The organism is Paraburkholderia sp. GAS38 (assembly GCF_050434965.1).
In the GTDB taxonomy this organism is placed as follows: Bacteria; Pseudomonadota; Gammaproteobacteria; order Burkholderiales; family Burkholderiaceae; genus Paraburkholderia; species Paraburkholderia phenazinium_A.
Map to the genome: position 1 here is coordinate 90,991 of NZ_JBNDJO010000021.1, position 17,926 is coordinate 108,916.

The 17,926-nt window shown below is 63.4% G+C and carries 17 protein-coding genes and 1 pseudogene; 9 read left to right on the forward strand and 9 right to left on the reverse strand.

Features of this window, described 5'->3' with window-relative positions:
* Positions 1-109: 109 nt before the first annotated feature.
* From P3T42_RS34655 to P3T42_RS34665, 3 genes are all read left to right on the forward strand, one after another.
* Positions 110-781 (forward strand): glutathione S-transferase family protein, encoded by a 672-nt coding sequence (locus P3T42_RS34655; protein ID WP_074296880.1) that lies wholly within the window; start codon positions 110-112, stop codon positions 779-781.
* 125 nt (positions 782-906) lie between these two features.
* The gene (locus P3T42_RS34660) at positions 907-2,418 is read left to right on the forward strand and encodes an MFS transporter (RefSeq protein ID WP_074296882.1); all 1,512 of its coding nucleotides are present in this window, start codon (positions 907-909) and stop codon (positions 2,416-2,418) included.
* Positions 2,419-2,537: 119 nt separating this feature from the next.
* Entirely contained in the window at positions 2,538-3,371 is an 834-nt protein-coding gene (locus P3T42_RS34665; RefSeq protein WP_074296884.1) for an AraC family transcriptional regulator, read from the forward strand.
* Here P3T42_RS34665 and thrS read toward each other — a convergent pair.
* Both thrS and P3T42_RS34675 read right to left on the reverse strand, forming a co-directional pair.
* Positions 3,361-4,617 carry a threonine--tRNA ligase gene (gene thrS / locus P3T42_RS34670; RefSeq protein ID WP_429308539.1) on the reverse strand — a complete coding sequence of 419 codons (1,257 nt, stop codon included), beginning with the start codon at positions 4,615-4,617 and terminating at the stop codon, positions 3,361-3,363. The two genes, P3T42_RS34665 and thrS, sit on opposite strands and share 11 nt — an antisense overlap.
* A gap of 221 nt (positions 4,618-4,838) precedes the next feature.
* Complete coding sequence (locus P3T42_RS34675) at positions 4,839-5,441, reverse strand: flavin reductase family protein (RefSeq protein ID WP_074297615.1); 603 nt, start codon at positions 5,439-5,441, stop codon at positions 4,839-4,841.
* Between the two features lie 239 nt (positions 5,442-5,680).
* Here P3T42_RS34675 and P3T42_RS34680 point away from each other — a divergent pair, with 239 nt between their 5' ends.
* Positions 5,681-6,397 carry an ArsR/SmtB family transcription factor gene (locus P3T42_RS34680; protein ID WP_429308540.1) on the forward strand — a complete coding sequence of 239 codons (717 nt, stop codon included), beginning with the start codon at positions 5,681-5,683 and terminating at the stop codon, positions 6,395-6,397.
* 78 nt (positions 6,398-6,475) lie between these two features.
* On the opposite strand, the gene P3T42_RS34685 is transcribed toward P3T42_RS34680, so the two are convergent.
* Positions 6,476-6,796 carry a hypothetical protein gene (locus tag P3T42_RS34685; protein ID WP_171991669.1) on the reverse strand — a complete coding sequence of 107 codons (321 nt, stop codon included), beginning with the start codon at positions 6,794-6,796 and terminating at the stop codon, positions 6,476-6,478.
* A 207-nt stretch (positions 6,797-7,003) separates the two neighbouring features.
* Positions 7,004-8,500, reverse strand: coding sequence for a PLP-dependent aminotransferase family protein (locus P3T42_RS34690; RefSeq protein WP_429308541.1), 1,497 nt, complete (start codon positions 8,498-8,500; stop codon positions 7,004-7,006).
* A 189-nt stretch (positions 8,501-8,689) separates the two neighbouring features.
* Between P3T42_RS34690 and P3T42_RS34695 the strand changes: the two genes are divergently transcribed.
* Complete coding sequence (locus tag P3T42_RS34695; RefSeq protein ID WP_429308549.1) at positions 8,690-9,424, forward strand: GNAT family N-acetyltransferase; 735 nt, start codon at positions 8,690-8,692, stop codon at positions 9,422-9,424.
* 112 nt (positions 9,425-9,536) lie between these two features.
* Here P3T42_RS34695 and P3T42_RS34700 read toward each other — a convergent pair whose 3' ends face one another.
* Positions 9,537-10,031: a GNAT family N-acetyltransferase gene (locus tag P3T42_RS34700; protein ID WP_429308542.1), complete on the reverse strand. Its 495-nt coding sequence runs from the start codon at positions 10,029-10,031 to the stop codon at positions 9,537-9,539.
* A gap of 137 nt (positions 10,032-10,168) precedes the next feature.
* A complete protein-coding gene (locus P3T42_RS34705; protein WP_429308543.1) occupies positions 10,169-11,035 on the reverse strand; it encodes a LysR family transcriptional regulator in 867 nt (288 codons plus the stop codon).
* Positions 11,036-11,142: 107 nt separating this feature from the next.
* Between P3T42_RS34705 and P3T42_RS34710 the strand changes: the two genes are divergently transcribed.
* From P3T42_RS34710 to P3T42_RS34725, 4 genes are all read left to right on the forward strand, one after another.
* Positions 11,143-12,093, forward strand: a complete 951-nt coding sequence (locus tag P3T42_RS34710) for an AEC family transporter (protein ID WP_429308544.1) — start codon at positions 11,143-11,145, stop codon at positions 12,091-12,093.
* A gap of 177 nt (positions 12,094-12,270) precedes the next feature.
* Entirely contained in the window at positions 12,271-13,149 is an 879-nt protein-coding gene (locus P3T42_RS34715; RefSeq protein WP_429308545.1) for a sterol desaturase family protein, read from the forward strand.
* Between the two features lie 169 nt (positions 13,150-13,318).
* A complete protein-coding gene (locus tag P3T42_RS34720) occupies positions 13,319-13,825 on the forward strand; it encodes a helix-turn-helix transcriptional regulator (protein ID WP_429308546.1) in 507 nt (168 codons plus the stop codon).
* A gap of 2 nt (positions 13,826-13,827) precedes the next feature.
* On the forward strand, positions 13,828-15,162 hold the full coding sequence (locus P3T42_RS34725; protein ID WP_429308547.1) for a type II toxin-antitoxin system HipA family toxin: 1,335 nt from the start codon (positions 13,828-13,830) through the stop codon (positions 15,160-15,162).
* 22 nt (positions 15,163-15,184) lie between these two features.
* Here the strand turns inward: P3T42_RS34725 and P3T42_RS34730 are convergent, their stop codons facing one another.
* The 3 genes and pseudogenes from P3T42_RS34730 to P3T42_RS34740 form a co-directional block, all read right to left on the reverse strand.
* The gene (locus P3T42_RS34730; protein ID WP_429308548.1) at positions 15,185-16,213 is read right to left on the reverse strand and encodes a lysylphosphatidylglycerol synthase domain-containing protein; all 1,029 of its coding nucleotides are present in this window, start codon (positions 16,211-16,213) and stop codon (positions 15,185-15,187) included.
* A 134-nt stretch (positions 16,214-16,347) separates the two neighbouring features.
* Positions 16,348-17,583, reverse strand: a complete 1,236-nt coding sequence (hpnI, locus tag P3T42_RS34735) for a bacteriohopanetetrol glucosamine biosynthesis glycosyltransferase HpnI (RefSeq protein ID WP_171991562.1) — start codon at positions 17,581-17,583, stop codon at positions 16,348-16,350.
* 43 nt (positions 17,584-17,626) lie between these two features.
* Positions 17,627-17,926: pseudogene (locus P3T42_RS34740) on the reverse strand (hopanoid biosynthesis associated radical SAM protein HpnJ); the annotation flags it as partial.

Genomic DNA, 17,926 nt, shown 5'->3' on the forward strand with positions numbered 1-17,926 from the left:
TTCGACCGGGCCAGGCCTCGCCCGGTTTGTGAGGCGGTGCTTCACTCTATATTTAGCACTACCCAAGCCGGCTATGATGTGACACTCCACAGGCCCGGATCTCATACCCATGCTCACCGTCCATCATCTGAACAACTCACGCTCGCAGCGCGTCCTGTGGCTGCTTGAAGAACTCGGTGTGCCGTACGAGATCAAGCGCTATGAGCGCGACGCCAAAACCATGCTGGCGCCGCCCGAATTGCGCGCCATCCATCCGCTCGGCAAATCGCCGGTAATCACGGACGACGGCCTGACCATCGCCGAATCGGGCGCCATCATCGAATATCTGGTGGACCGCTACGGCCAGGGACGCTTCGCGCCCGCTGTCGGGACACCCGAGCGTCTGCGCTATACGTACTGGCTGCACTACGCGGAAGGGTCGGTAATGCCGCCGTTGCTGCTCAAGCTGGTGGCGTTGCGAATCGCCAGCGCGCCGATGCCGTTCTTCGCCAGGCCAATTGCACGCAAAATTGCTTCGACGCTGCAATCGAGCTTCGTGGATCCGCAGATCAAGCTGCACCTGGGCTATATCAACGACGCGTTGACGCCCACCGGCTGGTTCGTCGGCAACGAATTCAGCGCCGCGGACGTCCAAATGAGCTTCCCGCTCGAAGCCGCCACGGCGCGCGGCGGGGTCGTCAGCCATATCGCTGCCATCAACGGCTTTCTCGAACGCATCCATGCGCGTCCCGCGTATCAGCGCGCGCTGGAACGCGGCGGCAAGTACGAACTGTTGGGCTGAGTATTGCTGACCCATAGGGCAACACGAGGGGCGCCGCACGCCGCCTGGATCGCCCATGCTCGCCTCAGGTTCGAGAGGCGTAACATCTTGGTTTCCGACGCTAATCCACACCGGAGACCTGCCGCATGACTCACAACATCGACGGGCGCAAACGCTGGCTCGCCCTGATCGTCCTGTGCCTGGGCGTGCTGATGATCGTCCTCGACTCGACGATCGTAAACGTCGCGCTGCCGTCCATCGCCGCAGATCTCGGCTTCTCCGAAACCTCGCTGGTATGGGTCGTGAACGCCTATATGCTGACCTTCGGCGGCTGCCTGCTGCTCGGCGGCAGGCTCGGCGACCTGTACGGCCATCGCAAGCTGTTTCTGGGCGGCATTACGCTCTTCACGCTGGCTTCGCTGGCCTGCGGCATGGCGAATTCCCAGGTGCTGCTGGTCTGCGCGCGCGCCGTGCAGGGGTTTGGCGGCGCGGTGGTGTCGGCGGTCTCGCTGTCGCTGATCATGAACCTGTTCACCGAGCCGGGCGAGCGCGCCAAGGCCATGGGCGTGTACGGCTTCGTGTGTGCGGGCGGCGGCAGCATCGGCGTGTTGATGGGCGGTCTGCTCACCAACCTGTTGAGCTGGCACTGGATCTTTCTGGTCAACCTGCCTATCGGCATTGCCGTTTACGCGCTGTGTGTCGCGCTGCTGCCCGATGGCCGAGGCCACACACGCGGCGAGCGGCTCGACGTCGCCGGTGCCGCGACGGTGACCGCCTCGCTGATGCTCGCGGTCTATGCCATCGTGAACGGCAACGAGGCGGGCTGGACCTCGCTGCCCACCCTCGGCATGCTCGTCGCCGCGCTGGCGCTGCTCGTGCTGTTCCTGCGCATCGAAGCGCGCGTGCAGCACCCGCTGATGCCGCTGGGCCTTTTCAGGCTGCGCAACGTTGCGGTCGCGAATGTGGTCGGCGTGTTGTGGGCGGCGGCGATGTTCGCGTGGTTCTTTATCTCCGCCCTCTATCTGCAGCGCGTGCTGGGTTATCGGCCCATGCAGGTCGGGCTCGCTTTTCTGCCGGCCAACCTGATCATGGCGTTGTTCTCGCTTGGGTTGTCCGCTCGCCTCGTGATGCGCTTCGGTCTGCGCCTGCCGCTCGGCGTCGGCTTGCTGCTGGCTGCCGCGGGGCTCGCATGGTTTGCGCGGGCGCCGGCTGACGGCAGCTTTGTCATTGATGTGCTGCCCGGCATGACCCTGCTCGGACTCGGCGCGGGGATTGCGTTCAACCCGGTTCTGCTGGCCGCGATGAGCGACGTCGAAGCGAGCGAGTCCGGCCTCGCCTCGGGCATCGTCAATACCTCGTTCATGATGGGCGGCGCGGTGGGTCTCGCGGTACTCGCAAGCCTTGCCGCGGCGCGCACCACTGCGCTGCAGGCGAGCGAGGCGCCTGCGGCGGCGCTGAACGGCGGATATCACGTCGCGTTTCTGACCGGTGCGATTTTTGCCGCGGTTGCGGCGCTGTTCGGGGCGTTGCTGCTACGCACCCACACGACGGCGGCCGGCGAGGCTGACGCGGATGCACAAGCAGACGCCACTGCCGACAACACGGGTGTCACGCACAGGCCACATGCCAGCCGCGACACCACCACCGAAAACGGCTAACTCCTGCAGAGGCCCACGGCGAAGGGTAGGTCGCCGCGCCGATCCAAAATGCGCAAGCCCGATCAAATCAGCTACCGCGCCACTCGCTATGCTGGCTTCATGCTGACACGAGAGCTGGTATGAACCCCGTCAAAAAAGCGCTCTGGTTTATCGAAAGCCACTATTCGCGCGAGTTGACACTCGACGACATCGCGAGCGGCGGCTGCGTTTCGCGCTACCACCTGTCGCGTGCCTTCGAAGCGGCAACGGGCCGCTCGGTGATGCGTTACGTGCGGGCACGACGCCTGACCGAAGCGGCGCGGCGTCTGGCAGGCGGTGCACCCGATATTCTGGCAGTAGCCATGGAAGCGGGATACGGCTCTCATGAGGCATTCACGCGCGCGTTTCGCGAGCAGTTCGGGCTCACGCCCGAGGCGTTGCGCGCGCAGGGACATCTCGACAACATCCCCCTCGTGGAGCCGATCAAAATGGATGAAACCGTTCTTACCAACCTTCCGCCGCCTCGCTTCGAGAACGGCAAGCCGCTGCTCGTCGCGGGCCTCGCCGAACGCTACACCTGCGATACCAGCGCGGCCATTCCCGCCCAGTGGCAGCGCTTTAACGAATACTTCGGCAAAGTGCCCGGACAGATCGGCAACGTCGCCTACGGCATCTGCTATAACGCCGACGACAGCGGCAATTTCGACTATCTATGCGGTGTCGAAGTCAGCGACTTCTCCAGCCTGCCTGCCGGGTTGAGCCATGTGCGGGTGCCCGAGCAGCGCTATGCCGTCTTCGCGCACCATGAGCATATCGCCGTGATTCGGCGCAGTTGGAACACCATCTGGAATCAATGGCTGCCGGAATCGGGGCATACGCCCGCCGACGCGCCGAACTTCGAGCGCTACAGCGAGCAGTTCGACCCCGTCACAGGCATGGGCGGCTTCGAGATCTGGCTGCCGCTCAAGACGTGATGGCGCCTTGACGGAGCGCGGCGATCCGCAACCGCTCGACGCCCTCGGCAAGCGCCAGCACAACCTGGTGCCCGTTCCGTTCGCGGATGCTGATCGTCTGGTCGCGTTCATCGCGCGGCCCGACCGCGACGAAGACAGGCACCTGCTTCTCGCGCGCATCGACGATTTTCTTCTCCAGCCGCTCCGGGCGATCGTCGAGCACGACCCTGACGCCTGCGTCTTCAAGCGCCTGCACCACCTGCGCGGCATACGCCGCGCTGGCGTCGTTGATCGTCGCCACGGCAACCTGCTCCGGCGCGAGCCACAACGGTAGCCAGCCTTCGTGATGCTCGAGCAGCATGGCGATGAAACGCTCCATGCTGCCCAGCACAGCGTGATGGATCATCACTGGCCGCTCGCGCTCGTTGCGCTCGTTGACGTAGAGCGCGTCAAGCCGCTCGGGCAAGACGAAATCGAGCTGAATCGTGCCGCACTGCCAACTACGTCCCCGGCTATCGAGCAGATGAAATTCCAGCTTGGGACCGTAGAACGCACCCTCGCCCTCGCGCACGTCGAACTGCAGTCCGGCCGCCAGCGCGGCTTGGGCCAACGCCGCTTCGGCACGATCCCAAACCTCGTCGGCGCCTGCCCGCAACGCGGGGCGCGTCGCCAGGGCGACGGAGAAAGCGGGAAAGCCGAGGTCGGCGTAGACGTTACGCAGCAGATCGCAAAAGCGTCCGACTTCGAGCTCGATCTGCGCCTCCGTGCAAAAGACATGCGCATCGTCCTGCACGAACGCGCGCGTGCGCTTGAGGCCCTCTAGCGAACCGGAAGGCTCATCGCGATGACAGGCGCCGAACTCGCTATAACGCACCGGCAACTCGCGGTACGAACGCACGCGCTGATTGAACACCTGCACGTGGCAGGGGCAGCTCATGGGCTTGAGACACAGCGCGCGGGCCTCGGACGCACCATCCGCATCGCGCGCTTCGCTCGCGCCGCCCGAACCCTGTCCTTCGGACAACGAATACATGTGGGCGCCAAATTTCTCCCAATGACCGCTGCGCTCCCAGATGGAGCGGGCGAGCAGTTGCGGCGTGCGGATTTCGCGGAAGCCCGCGCGCCGCATCCGCTGGCGAATATAGTCTTCCAGCACGCGATACAGCTCCCAGCCGCGCGGATGCCAGAAAACCATGCCGGGACCTTCCTCCTGCTGGTGGAAAAGGTCCAGCTTGTTACCTAAAACACGATGATCGATGTCGTTCACAGTACGCTCCGTTTGATATGAGCCAACGACGGAGGGCCGTAAACGCCAAGGGCCCCGTCCGTCTCCGGCGGGGCCCTTGGGGGTTTGCAGCAGCTTCTTGCTTTAGCGCGCGCAACCTCCAGACGACCCGCCCATGAGGGTGGTCGTCGTGGTGGTGACAGCCGCGAAGGAAAGCGAATAGAGGTCCATGGATCGACATTAAACGATTTGATGACGCTACGTCAATCGATGCCTGCGGGAATTTCCTCGCCACCCTTCAACGCCGGCTCAACCTCAAACGCTTCACCGGTGGCAAAAAACGTCCCACCGGCCACGTAATGACAGGTACGCAATTCCGGGTCGTCGCCGAAGTGCCAGCGGTTCTTCGAATAGACCCGGCTATCCGCATACGCGGCCACCACTTCGCCGATGATCAGATCGTGGCGCTGGCTATCGTCGGGAATCACCTTGCATTCGAGCCACGTGATGCAACCGGCCAGCATCGGCACATCGATGCGCTGCCCTGCAAACGTCTCCAGGCCGAAGGCAGCGAACTTGTCGAGATCGGCGCCCGGCGTCGTACCGACCGCAAGCGTTTGCCTCGCGAATGCGCGGCTCGGCAATTGCAGGCCGAACACGCCGCTGGCTTCGATCAGTTGCCGCGTGAGCGTGCGGCTGTCGACCACCACCACGACCTTGGGTGGGTTGAAATCCAGCGGCATCGCCCACGAAGCCGCCATGACGTTCGTGCGCCCTGCATGCGCACTGGTGATGACGGTGACCGGACCGTGATTCAGTAACTGGGTCGCCCGCGACAATTCCACTGCTTCTCTGGTGCCTTTCATACGTTCCTTCATCGTGCCGACGGTGTATCGATTCGTGCGGTCTGCCCAGGCATCCCGGCCACGCCACATGGCATTCTAGCCAGGCCGCGACCGGGTCGTGCGAGCCGCGTTCAGGCCGCCGGGCGGCTGCGCATTCCGTGTAACACCTGCCTCTTCGAGCGGCCGCCACGTTTCGACGCGCATCGAAGCATACAGACCGCGTGAACGCCTATGATGGGAGCATCGCAGGAGAACCGACCATGTGCCCTCACCCGAATATCGCATCCACCGCCTTCCTGATCTCCGATCCGGCCCGCGCCAGCATGCTGATGGCGCTGGTCGACGGACACGCACTACCCGCCGGCGAGCTCGCCTACGCGGCCGGCGTGACTGCCCAGACGGCCAGTACACATCTGGCGAAGCTGCTGGCCGGTGGCCTCGTCGAAGTGGAAGCGCAGGGCCGTCACCGCTATTACCGGTTAGGCGGGTCGCACGTAGCATTGCTGCTGGAAAACCTCGCCTCGATCACGCCATTGAGCCGCCCTCGTACCAGGCCGCTCAGCGGCGACGCGCAGAAACTGCGCTTTGCGCGCTGCTGCTACGACCATCTGGCCGGGCAACTCGGCGTGGCGATGACCCAGGCGCTGGAGCGGCGTGGGGTGATCGTTGCAGCGGCGGACAAGCAATTCGAGGTCACGTCAGAGGGGATCGAATGGTTCGGCAGGATGGGCCTGAATGTGCCGGCGTTGCAGCCCACCCGGCGCGGCCTTGCGCGCCAGTGTCTGGACTGGTCGGAGCGGCAGCATCATCTGGCGGGACCGCTCGGTGTGCAATGGATGAGCCTGCTGTGCACCAACGGCTGGCTGCGGCGGGTCAAGGCCACACGCGCGGTGCAGGTGACGCCGCACGGCTGGGTGTGGTTGAAAGAACAATTGGGCATCGAAGGCAGGTTGGGAGAACTCACCCACGATGCCTGAGACGCGCCGCCGTGCGGCGGTGGTCTTGCTGCGCAAATTGGCGAGTCGCGCGCGGCAGCCCTTGCCCGCGCATCCGCGCTAGCTCTTCTCGCTATGCGCCACATCCAACGGTTTGTGCTGCTCTTCGCCGAGCCCTGGGAAAAACGCATTCCACGCCGCACGAACGCCTTCGGCCGCGGTCGCTTCGGCGCTGAAGGTTTCGCTCTCGCCGGAGCGGGCCGGATCGGCAGAGAGCCCTCGCCAATGCGTGAACACCAGCAGCGGCTTTTCACTCCACTCTTTATCACCGAACTTCGCAAACGCGGTCTCGCCGCTCACAAGCTGAACTTCATACCAGCCGTCACGGACAGGGGCGTAACGGTCCAGCGGAAACCACGCGGTCGGTCGAATGTCCATCATGTCCTCTCTGGTCGAAAGATCGTCACGAGTGAACAGAAGGCATTCTTCATGCCCGACGCTGAGGCTGAGCGCCGTCAACATGACGCGAAGGCCCGCGCGTATTCAGCGCGGGCGAAGGGCATCGGTGGCCGGCTGTTGCATCGACGCGCGCGATGCGCGTGTGACGAGGTAAGGAGCCGTCACCCTCTGTTGCAGCGAGAGTAAGACTTACACGGTATGTCGATGCAGCATGCGGCGCGCGCCACCCGCCACTTTGCTCACACACTGCGCGAGCGCGCCGACCGCATCCGCAATCTGCTCGGCAGGCGTGTTGCCGTAGCCGATCACGAGGCCGTTGTCCTCATCGCACGGTTGCAGCGCGAAGCTGGAGAGCGCACGCGGATTGAGCCGCTGCTGCTGCGCCAGATCGACGACCGTGCGGTCCGAAATACGCGGCGGCAAGCGAAGCGTCAGATGCATGCCGCAATTGCCGCCGAGAATCTGTGCCGCTTCGAAGTATCCGGCCAGCGCCTCGCGCAACGCCTGCTGCCGCTCGCGATAGAGCCGCCGCATGCGCCCAAGGTGACGGCCAAATTCGCCCGCTTCGATAAAGTTTGCCAACGCCGTTTGCTCGAGCCGGTGGCCGCCGCGCAGCATCTCTTGCAGCGCGATGCGCGTAGGCTCCGCCATGCTGCGCGGCAGCACCACAAAGCCGATGCGCAGCGCCGGAAACATCGTCTTGCTGAACGACCCCACATACAGCACCGGAGCATCGGGCACGAGCCCCTGCATGCTGGCAATCGGCTCGCCCGTGTGACGAAACTCGCCGTCGTAGTCATCCTCGATCAACCAGGCGCCGATGCGTCGCGCCTGCGCAATGAGATCGAGCCGCCGCGCCACGGAGAGTACCGCGCCAGTGGGATACTGGTGCGCGGGCGACGTATAGATCAGCTTGGGCGGGCTGACACGCCAGGCATCCGGCGGCACGACCATGCCCTCATGATCGACCCGCATCGGCACGGTCTTCAGATCGCCCAGGTTGAAAGCGGCTTTGGCGCCGCGATAACCCGGATCTTCGACCCACGCGGTATCGCCGGGGTTGGTGAGCAGGCTCACACACAGGTTTAGCGCCTCCTGGGCACCCTCGGTAATCACCACCTGAGAGCCGTCGCAGCGTACCCCGCGCGCCATCCGCAGATGCGCGGCGATGGCGTCGCGCAAAGCCGGCTCGCCCGCCGGCTCGCCGTAGCCAAGCAACTGAGGCAAGCCTTGCTCCATGGCCCGTTCCAGCGAGCGGCGCCAGGCGCTCAGCGGAAAGCGTTCCAGCGCCGGGCTGCCCGGTGTCATCACCGAGGTCATATCGAACTGCGTGCGAGTGGCGGCGAAGCGCATGAGCCGCGCCGCGTACGCGATCTCGGCCGGCGCCGGGTCCTGATGCGTGTCGGCGTGGGACGCGGCGCTCGAGAGCGAGCTCACCCGGGTGCCCCTGCGGTCGGCCAGCACATAGCCTTCGGCAAGCAAATGGTCGTAGGCGATGACCACCGTGTTGCGCGACACGCCGAGCTCCGCCGCGAGCAGCCGCGACGACGGCAACAACGCGCCCGCCGGCAGACGGCCGGCCAGAATCGCCTGCTGCAGACGCTCGATCAGTTGCTTCTGCAGCGGCACCGGCTTGCCGGCCGGCGTGAGCGCGCCGTGAGACAACGGCCCTATGATCTCGATCATCGTCGCTGGACCTATCAAATGGTGGTTCTCTGGATCTTTTTAACATACCACGTTTGCCGTATCGTCTCTGTTGAATGCAACTCAGGCAAGAGCTGATCAACGCCGTTGCGCGGCCCTTCAGCGGGTCATCGGGCAACAAACAAGCAAGCAAGCAAGGAGAGGAACGTGGCACAACGTCTCAACGAATACATGCAGCCGATCGGCTTACCGGTGCCGGACTGGAAAGGCGCACAACTGCCGGGGCGCGAGCCGCTCGTCGGGCGCTATTGCCGGATCGAGCGGGTGGACGTCGAGCGCCATGTCGAAGACCTGTACGAGGCCTATCGCACCGCCGAGGACGGTCGCGACTGGACCTATCTGGCGGTAGGGCCGTTCGAGAGCCTCGAAGCGTATCGGGAACATCTGACCAAAGCGGCAACGCTAACCGATCCGATGCACCACGCGGTGATCGACCTGGCTACGGGCAAGGCCGTCGGCACGCTGGCCTTGATGCGCATCGATGCGCCTAATGGCGTGATCGAAGTGGGTCACGTGACCTATTCGCCGCGTCTGAAAAGGACCCGCATCGCGACTGATGCAATGGGGCTGCTGATGAAATACGTGTTCGAGGATCTGGGCTACCGGCGCTTCGAATGGAAATGCGACTCCCTCAATGGGCCGTCACGGGCGGCTGCGCTGCGGTATGGCTTCAAGTTCGAAGGGATCTTTCGCCAGGCGATCGTCACACGTGGACGTAACCGGGATACCGCATGGTTTTCGGTCATCGACAGCGAATACCCTGCGGTGCGCGACGGCTTCGCGCAGTGGCTCGACGAGCGCAATTTCGACGCGCAGGGCAATCAGCGCGAGCGGTTGGGCGATCTGATCGCGCAACGGCAAGCGCTGGCGGCGGAGGTCGAAGCGAAGGCGAAGGCTGGCGGCTGAAATCGCCGCTGGCTTTGCGCTTGCTTCCGAACGCCGGCTATCTGGCGCCTGGTTACTTAGTGCGGCCTGCTGTCCGTCAACCGGACCGGGGCTACCGCGCCTCGTACTCGTGTCAGGCCGGCGCGGCGGCGCGGCGAAACTGGATAGTCGGCTTGCCCTTGTAGACGCCGCGAACCCACTCTACGTAACCGCACTTTTGCGCTACCCGCAGGGACGCTGTGTTCTCCGGCGCAATGATGCAAGCAGTGTGGGTGGCGGGCCATTCTGCATCGGCCCAGCGTAGCGCCGCGCGCACCGCCTCGGTTGCGTAGCCGCGCCCGTGGGCCGCGGGCGTCAGCGCCCAGCCGATCTCGGGCATGTCGTCGAGCGGCGGCTCGATCTGACGCCGGAAATTGGCGAAGCCCACTTCGCCGACAAAGCGGCCGCTCTCCTTTTCACGCACCACCCAATAGCCGAAGTCCAGCAGCGCCCAATGCCCGACGTAGCGCAACAGACGCGCCCAAACCTCTTCGCGGGTAGACGGCTGGCCGCCGATAAAGCGAATCACCTCCGGATCGGACCACATCGCAAAGCTGTCGTCGAAATCCTCGATGACATGAGGACGCATGGTCAGACGATCAGTTTCGAGGAACGTGCTGGACTGGGCCATGGTGCGGGAAATGGGGTTGAAGGTGGTTGGGATGATCGCAGATTTTGGGCAATGCGTTAGGCAATGCCATGCAAGTACCGAACTTCGCACTCGCTCTACGCCAGCTCCAAAAACCGCTCCAAACACGGATTGCGATTCACCGGCGACCACACCAGCACCTGCTCGATCGTCGGTGCATCGGCCAGCGGCCGGAACACCACGCCTGCAAGCTGCGCCTTGCGCATCGAAGCCGGCACGAGCGCAACACCGACACCCTCGTCGACCAGACTGAGTACCGTCTGCTGCAGTTGCACCTCGAAACGGATATCCGGCTCGAAGCCCCCCGAGCGGCAATGCTCGAGGATGGTGGCGCGCAAGGTGGGCGCCGCTTCCTCCGACGCCAGCACAAACGACTCCCCCGCCAGTTGCGCAATCTTCAGTTGCCGCGCCCGCGCTCGTGGATGAGTCCGCGACAGCGCCACACACAGCGGCTCGCTGACAATCGTGCGCATGGCGAGGCTCCTGTTCGGCGCGCCCGGAAACATGATTGCCGCGTCGATCTGGCCGGCCAGCACCTGCGCAGCAAGATCGTTCGACACCACCTCGCGCAGATTGAGCGCCACTTCCGGATATGCCGAACCGAAAGTCCGCGCGTAACTGGGCACCACGCTGTACGCGGCACACATCGTGAAGCCGATCGCCAGCGTCCCCGTGTCGCCGTGCGCGGCCGCCTGGGCATTACGCGCGGCCTGTTCGATTGCGCTGAGAATCGCCTTGGCGTCGACGTAGAACCGCTCGCCGGCCGCCGTCAGCGTGACGCTGCGCGGACTGCGCTCGATCAGCGTGACGCCGAGACTCGCCTCCAGCGCCACCAGTTGGCGACTCAACGGCGGTTGCGACAGGTTGAGCCGCGCCGCGGCCCGGCCGAAATGGCGGGTCTCGGCCAGCGTCACGAAGTAGCGTAGCGGTTTGACGTCGATCACGATGCAAAAAAGGTATTGTTGGGCACTCGAAACGGTATTTGATTGTATCAACGCGAACCACTACTCTGGCGAATCGTCTTTTCTCAGCCTGTTGGCCTGCCTCACTGATGTTATCGACCCTCGAGATTCTGCTCCCCGTATTCGGCCTGATTTTCGCGGGTTTCGTGTGCCGCAAGCGCGGCCTGCTGGGGCCTACGGCCGCGTCGGAACTGAACCGCTTCGTCGTCTGGCTCGCGCTGCCCGCGCTGCTGTTCGACATCATGGCCCACGCCACCTGGCGTCAGTTGTATCAGCCGGCGTTTGTCGCGACCTTCGCGCTGGCCTGCGCCGGGATATTCTTGCTGATTCTCGCCGTGCGTCTGCTGGGCGGCCGGACCCTGGCCGACGCCAGCGTCGATGCGATTGCGGGCTCGTATCCGAACACCGGCTACATCGGCTTTCCGCTGTGCCTGATCGCGTTTGGACCCGTCAGCCTGACGCCGACCACGATCGCTACGATCCTCGTCGCCTGCGTGCTGTTTGCAATCGCGATTGTCCTGATCGAGGTGGGTCTGCAGACCGAGCGCGCGCCTCACCGGCTGGCGTTGAAGGTGGTGGGTTCGCTGGCGCGCAATCCGCTGATTGTTTCGCCCATCGTCGGCGTGCTGGTCGCCAGCGTTCACGTCACGTTGCCGCAAAGCGCGGAGACGTTTCTGAAACTGCTGGGCGGCGCCGCAAGCCCATGCGCGCTGGTGAGCCTCGGTCTGTTCCTCGCAGAAAAGCGCGAGGGTCAAGCCAAGGCGACGAAAAACGGCGCTTCACTGCTGCTTACCGCCACCAAGTTGCTGCTGCAACCGGCCTTGACCTGGTGGCTCGCCGCACGTGTGTTTGCGCTGTCGCCCATGCTGGTCGAAATGGCCGTCGTGCTGGCTGCCCTGCCCACCGGCACCGGTCCGTTCATGCTTGCGGAGTTTTATCGGCGCGAAGCGCACATCACATCGCGGACTATTCTTCTGTCCACCCTGGGTTCGCTCGTCACGCTCTCGCTGCTGTTATTGTTTATGCGGCACGGCGCCTGAACGACGGCGTGGCGGTGCGGTGGTGCGGCACGTTCACGCTCGCTCGCGCCGTGACACTGCGCGACATATCTCGCACATATCTTTTAACCGTGCCCGTCCCTAGACTGGTTTCATGGGACGCGGCGGCGATCGGTGCCGCAGACGATTCGTCCCCTCACGAGTCGGAACAGGCACACAATGATCTCCCCAGGAAAAATTTCGCTCTTTGCTACAGCGATTGTCGTCAGCGCGTCGATGATCGAAGCATGGGTCCTCAGCCGCAAAAAAACCGCGCATTTCGACTGGCATGAAGTGATGCTGTCGTTGACCGACCTGGTCGGCCGCAAGCTGCTTGCGCTCCTGCCCTTATCGCTGGCTGCGCCGATCTTCGCGTTTGCATGGGACCATCGCATCTATACGGCCACTATCAACAGCGCGTTGATGGTGTTGTTGCTGTTCGTCGGGCAAGAGTTCTTCTATTACTGGTATCACCGCGCGTCTCACCGCATCCGTTTCTTCTGGGCAACCCATGCGGTTCACCATTCGCCGAATCAACTGACGCTCTCCTCGGCATACCGTCTTGGCTGGACCGGAAAGCTGACCGGTACCGCGATGTTCTTCACGCCGCTCGTCTGGCTCGGCATCCGCCCCGAAGTCGTGCTGGCGACGTTGATGATCAATCTGCTGTATCAGTTCTGGCTGCACAACACATGGATGCCGAAACTAGGCTGGCTGGAATATGTGTTCAACACGCCATCGGCTCATCGCGTGCATCACGCATCGAACGCAGAGTATCTGGATGCGAATTACGGCGGTGTGCTGATTATCTTCGATCGCCTGTTCGGCACCTACGTCGCCGAGCGCGACGATCTGCCCTGCCGCTATGGCCTCACAACGCCGACACGTTCGCACAATCCCTTTGTCGTGCAGTTCGAACATTGGGTGAGCCTCGCTCGCGACATCGCATCGTCGAAGCGTCCGTGGACCGCGATCGGATATGTGCTGCGTCCGCCGGGTTGGAGGCCGGACGGTGCAGGGGAAACGACGGAGGATTTGCGGCGGGGGGTGACGCACTAAGGCGTGCTTGCACGGGTGTTCCGCTGCACTGAAATTGTCCTTGCCGAGCATGCCTGCCGGCAAGGCGTACAGCTTATAGCCTGTATTTGCGAAATACAGCCTATAGGCTGTTATTTGCATTTACAGTCTATAACCTGTATTGTGCTTGAATACGGACCGGAGACCTACGGTGGATTATCCGATCAAGACGCTTAATCAGCTACGGCCCATTCTGCAGGGATTCCGCAAAGCTGCTGGGCTCACGCAAGCCATGATGGCCAGTCGCCTCGGTGTGACGCAGCAGACTTACGCCCAGCTTGAGGCCAATCCGGCCGCAGTCAGCGTAGAGCGGCTCTTTAGGGTCTTGCGTGCACTGGATGTCGATCTGACGCTGGCTTACACCGCTGCGCGTCCACAGAAAGGCGGCGTTCCGCGCAAGACTGCTCCGCCTCCTCCGGCAAGCATGTCCGTCGCAGCCCGAAAAAATAAGGGTGCTAAGGCAAAGACCTTGCCGGCCGCTCACGCAAAACGCGTCACGCCTGGCAAGACGAAAAGTCCGCAGGAAACCTCATTGCGTGCCAGCAGCGCCCCAAAACGGGCTGAAACAACCCGGGAAAGCAGCAACAACAATGAGCCTACTGTCCGACGAAGCGCCAGAACGACGGGAGGGAGCAACAAGAAAAGGGAGAATTGGTAAACATGCCGCGCCGCACGCAAATGAATCGGCTTGATCTGTGGATGAATGGTCTGCCGGTCGGCTATTGGGAAACCACTCGCAGCGGCGAGCGGCTCGTGTATCGGGACGACTGGATCGACGATCCCCAAGGGCGCCCCCTCTCCCTATCGCTGCCCTTCACACCGGGCAACCAGCCTTATAGCGGCCAGGTCGTAGCGGATTATTTCGACAATCTTCTTCCTGACAGCGAGGCGATCCGCCGCCGCATTGCCACACGCTACAAAACCGGTAGCACCGAGCCTTTCCAGCTTCTCGCGAAACTGGGCCGAGACTGCGTGGGCGCCATCCAGATGCTCCCGCTGGACGAGGCGCCGGTCGATCTCAGGAGCATCCGCGGACGCGAACTCAAGCAGGGTGAGATCGCCCGCCTGCTGCGGGACACAACCTCGGCAATCCAGTTGGGCCAGCATGAACCTGTGGATGATCTGCGCCTGTCCATCGCCGGCGCGCAGGAAAAAACGGCCCTTCTCCGAAGCGGTAACCGATGGCTGCTGCCTGAGGGCAGCACGCCAACCACGCATATCTTCAAGTTGCCGTTGGGCCTGGTAGGCAACATGCGGGCCGACATGCGCACCTCGGTGGAAAACGAGTGGCTCTGCTCGAAAATCGTCGCAGCCTATGGCCTGCCCATCGCCCAATGCGAAATCGCCAGGTTCGAGGATCAGAAGGTACTCATTGTCGAACGCTTCGACCGCAGGTTATCAAGCGACGCAAGCTGGATTTTGCGGCTGCCGCAAGAGGATATGTGTCAGGCAACCGGCACACCTGCACTTCAAAAGTACGAGTCTGACGGCGGCCCAGGCATTGAAGCCATCATGCACGTGCTCGAACGGTCTGAGCGCAAGGCCACGGACAGGCGTCACTTCTTCATGACGCAAATGATCTTCTGGCTGCTGGCGGCCACGGATGGTCATGCAAAAAACTTCAGCATCGCCCACCTGCCGGCCAACCGTTACGAATCCACGCCGCTCTATGATGTATTGTCCGCTCATCCGATCATAGGCAGGGGCGCCAATCACATTGCCGTGCAAAAGGCGAAACTGGCCATGGCGGTGCGTGGCAAGAACGTCCACTATCTGATCAACCAGATCCAGCGCCGTCACTGGATTGCCCAAGGGCAACGCGTCGGATTTTCTGCTGCAGAGACCGAAGAGATGATCGGCGAACTGACTGCGCAGACCTCAGATGTCATCGACGAGGTTGCGGGCCTCCTGCCAAAAGACTTCCCCATGGATATTGCGGAGGCCATTTTCAACGGCATGCAGCGGCTGAGCAGCAAACTGGCCCTGTCGAAGTAAGCGGGGATCACGCCCCGTGATTTCAACCCCGCGACTCCCCACCCTCCACGCCACCGCTGCTCACCGCCGCCAACGCCCTCGCCCCCACCTTCCCCGACGACTCCGCGATCTGCCACGCCAACAGCCCCGGCACAAAGATCAGCAGATCGCGAATCCGCCGCGCCCCTGCAAGCGCAAGGCACGTCGCCGGATCGAGCCCCAGCGCGCCGCCGATCAGGATGAAGCCGCCCTCCTGCACCCCCAGCCCGCCCGGCACAAAAAACGCCGCACTACTGACCGCCTGAATCAGCGACTCGATCACCACCGCCTCGGTAAAACTCACGCGTGCACCGAGAAAGTACAGCGCCAGCCAGATCTCCAGCGCGGTTAGCACGCACTGCAGCGGCTGCCAGAAGAACAGATAGCGCAGCACCACGCCACGGCGGCGCCAGATCAGTTTGATCGACTGATCGATCTGTGCCGACTGGCCCACCAACGCGGCCAGCTTCCCGCTCGTCGCATGGTTCAGCATGCGCGTGATGCGTTCGAACGGGCTCGCGTGCTGCACCAGCGCGAACAGCACCAGCAACGGCGTGAGCGCCACGATGCCCCAGGCCAGATCGGCAGCGAGACGTAGCGTGCCCGACGCCGCGTGAGCAAACAGAAAGCCGATGCCGACCAGCGTGAACATCAACTGGCTGATCAGCGTGAGCTGCATATCGACCACCAGACTCGCCGCCGCGGTCGAGCCGCGCAGACCGCGACGCCGCATGAGGCGAAACGACACCACCTCGCCGCCGATGCGCGCCACCGGCAACATGCTGTTGACCGATTCGCGAATCCAGACCAGTTGCAACATGCCCGCCAGGCTGGGCCGGTTCGCGCCGCGTATCAGGCTTTGCCAGTCGCGCGCGTTGGCGAGCATCGGCAGTACGTGGGCGAGCCCCGCCAGCACCAGCCCCGCGCCTGCGGCACGCATGAGCCCGAGCACCGCGCCCGGGTTGTCGTGCACCACCAGCCAGAGCGACGCAATCAAGCCAAGCAACGCGGCGAGACGACCGACATGCTTCATCACGCTGCCACCTTATTGCACGCCCCCAGCATCACCGCATTGACCGCGGTGACTGGTACTACGAATACGCCACGTTGCCGGGAGGTCCGCTGAAACCCACCCGCGCAGCCTGCAAAGAAAATCCGCATAACCCCTTACTCGTCCTGAACTGGCGACAGCAAACCATTGCCGTCCACCTTGAAGCTCACGCCTCGCCAGATCACTCGTGTCGAACAGAAGCTCGCCACGAAGATCAAAAACGACACGATATCCCAGAACGGCAACAACCACAGGTCGCGACGCACTTGCCGCAACGCGCGATCCGATTGTACTTTCAGCGCCAGCCGCGCGAGCAGCGCCACCGCCACGAGCGGCCACGCCCATGCCGCACCGCCGGACAACACGATCGTCAGCAAGGCAAAGGCCAGCGGATGAATCAGTGCCGAGCCAAAATGGCCGACCGGATCGATCGTGCGGATAGTCCGGCTCCAGCGCAATTCGTGCGCAATCAGCTTGGTGGCGCTGGTCTCGACGCAGGCATGCGACACCGTGAACGGCGGTATCACCACCTTCTCGCCAATCATGCGCACCGCTTCGCCGATCGCATGATCCTCCGCCAGGTGATGCACGAACTGCGCGAAGCCGCCGATCTTCTCGAGCGTTTCGCGCCGCATCGCAATGGTCTGCCCAAAGCACGGCCGCGCCATCCCCAGCGCCAGCCCCGTCACGACGCCCGGCAGAAACTGGTAATTGGTCGCCTTGGCCGACAGCCGCGGCCAGAACCCCGGATCGGGCTGGCCGCGATAGACACAGGTGACGAGACCCACGCCGGGCTTCTGCAACTCGCCGATCACGTTGCGCAGATAATCCGGCCCCACGCTCACGTCGCTGTCCGCGAACACCAGCACGTCATGCTGCGCCTCGGGCAACATGTTGAGGATGTTGCTCATCTTGCGGTTGGGTCCATACAGACGTGCATCGGCCACCACCGTGATATGCGCATCAGGATGCAGCAGACGCAACTGTTCAACCGTGTGCAATGCCGGATCTTCCGAGTCGTGCACGCCGAACAGGAATTGCAGCGGGCCCGGATAGTCCTGCTGGCAAAAGCTCGCCAGGTTGCTGAGCAGGGTCCACTCGTCGCCGTGCAGCGGCTTGACGATCGTGACCGGCGGATAGCTGCTGGGCTCCGAGGGGGGACGCGCGAAGAAACGCCCGATCAGCGCGCCGGCCAGTACCGTGTATGCAATGCCGAACATCGCCCCCATGCCGCACAGCACCGCCAGCGCGAGGCGCAACAGATGCAGCGCGCGCAGGGATCCTTCGAGTTCGATCAGCCCGATCGCCAGCAGCACGGCAATCGGGCACGCGAGCCAGGCGAGGCGCTTCATGACGGGTCCGTCCACGCGACACGGCGGAAGGGACACATGCCCGTTACGCTTCGTGAGCGCGCAGGAAGCGGAAGAACTCCACGCCTTCGCGCAGACGCCGCTTCATCATGTCCCAGCTCATCAGCATCTCGCGCACGATCTCCCAGATCTTCGAAGGCCGGAAATAGAAGCGCTTGTAGAAACTCTCGACGTGGTGATAGATCTCTTCGCGCGACAGATGCGGATAACCGATCGCCGCTAGCTGCACGCCTTCCTTGCTCACCAGGTTGATCACCTTGTTCTCCTGCAGCCAGCCGTTCTCCACCGCCTGGTTGTAGAGCGTCGTGCCCGGATACGGCGCCGC

Coding starts and splice junctions, on each gene's coding strand:
- P3T42_RS34700 (WP_429308542.1), bottom strand. CDS start 10,031: ATGCGTCCTCATGTCATCGAGGATTTCGACGACAGCTTTGCGATGTGG.
- P3T42_RS34685 (WP_171991669.1), bottom strand. CDS start 6,796: ATGATGGACATTCGACCGACCGCGTGGTTTCCGCTGGACCGTTACGCC.
- P3T42_RS34665 (WP_074296884.1), top strand. CDS start 2,538: ATGAACCCCGTCAAAAAAGCGCTCTGGTTTATCGAAAGCCACTATTCG.
- P3T42_RS34660 (WP_074296882.1), top strand. CDS start 907: ATGACTCACAACATCGACGGGCGCAAACGCTGGCTCGCCCTGATCGTC.
- P3T42_RS34690 (WP_429308541.1), bottom strand. CDS start 8,500: ATGATCGAGATCATAGGGCCGTTGTCTCACGGCGCGCTCACGCCGGCC.
- P3T42_RS34710 (WP_429308544.1), top strand. CDS start 11,143: ATGTTATCGACCCTCGAGATTCTGCTCCCCGTATTCGGCCTGATTTTC.
- P3T42_RS34695 (WP_429308549.1), top strand. CDS start 8,690: ATGCAGCCGATCGGCTTACCGGTGCCGGACTGGAAAGGCGCACAACTG.
- P3T42_RS34675 (WP_074297615.1), bottom strand. CDS start 5,441: ATGAAAGGCACCAGAGAAGCAGTGGAATTGTCGCGGGCGACCCAGTTA.
- P3T42_RS34655 (WP_074296880.1), top strand. CDS start 110: ATGCTCACCGTCCATCATCTGAACAACTCACGCTCGCAGCGCGTCCTG.
- P3T42_RS34725 (WP_429308547.1), top strand. CDS start 13,828: ATGCCGCGCCGCACGCAAATGAATCGGCTTGATCTGTGGATGAATGGT.
- P3T42_RS34715 (WP_429308545.1), top strand. CDS start 12,271: ATGATCTCCCCAGGAAAAATTTCGCTCTTTGCTACAGCGATTGTCGTC.
- P3T42_RS34730 (WP_429308548.1), bottom strand. CDS start 16,213: ATGAAGCATGTCGGTCGTCTCGCCGCGTTGCTTGGCTTGATTGCGTCG.
- hpnI (WP_171991562.1), bottom strand. CDS start 17,583: ATGAAGCGCCTCGCCTGGCTCGCGTGCCCGATTGCCGTGCTGCTGGCG.
- P3T42_RS34680 (WP_429308540.1), top strand. CDS start 5,681: ATGTGCCCTCACCCGAATATCGCATCCACCGCCTTCCTGATCTCCGAT.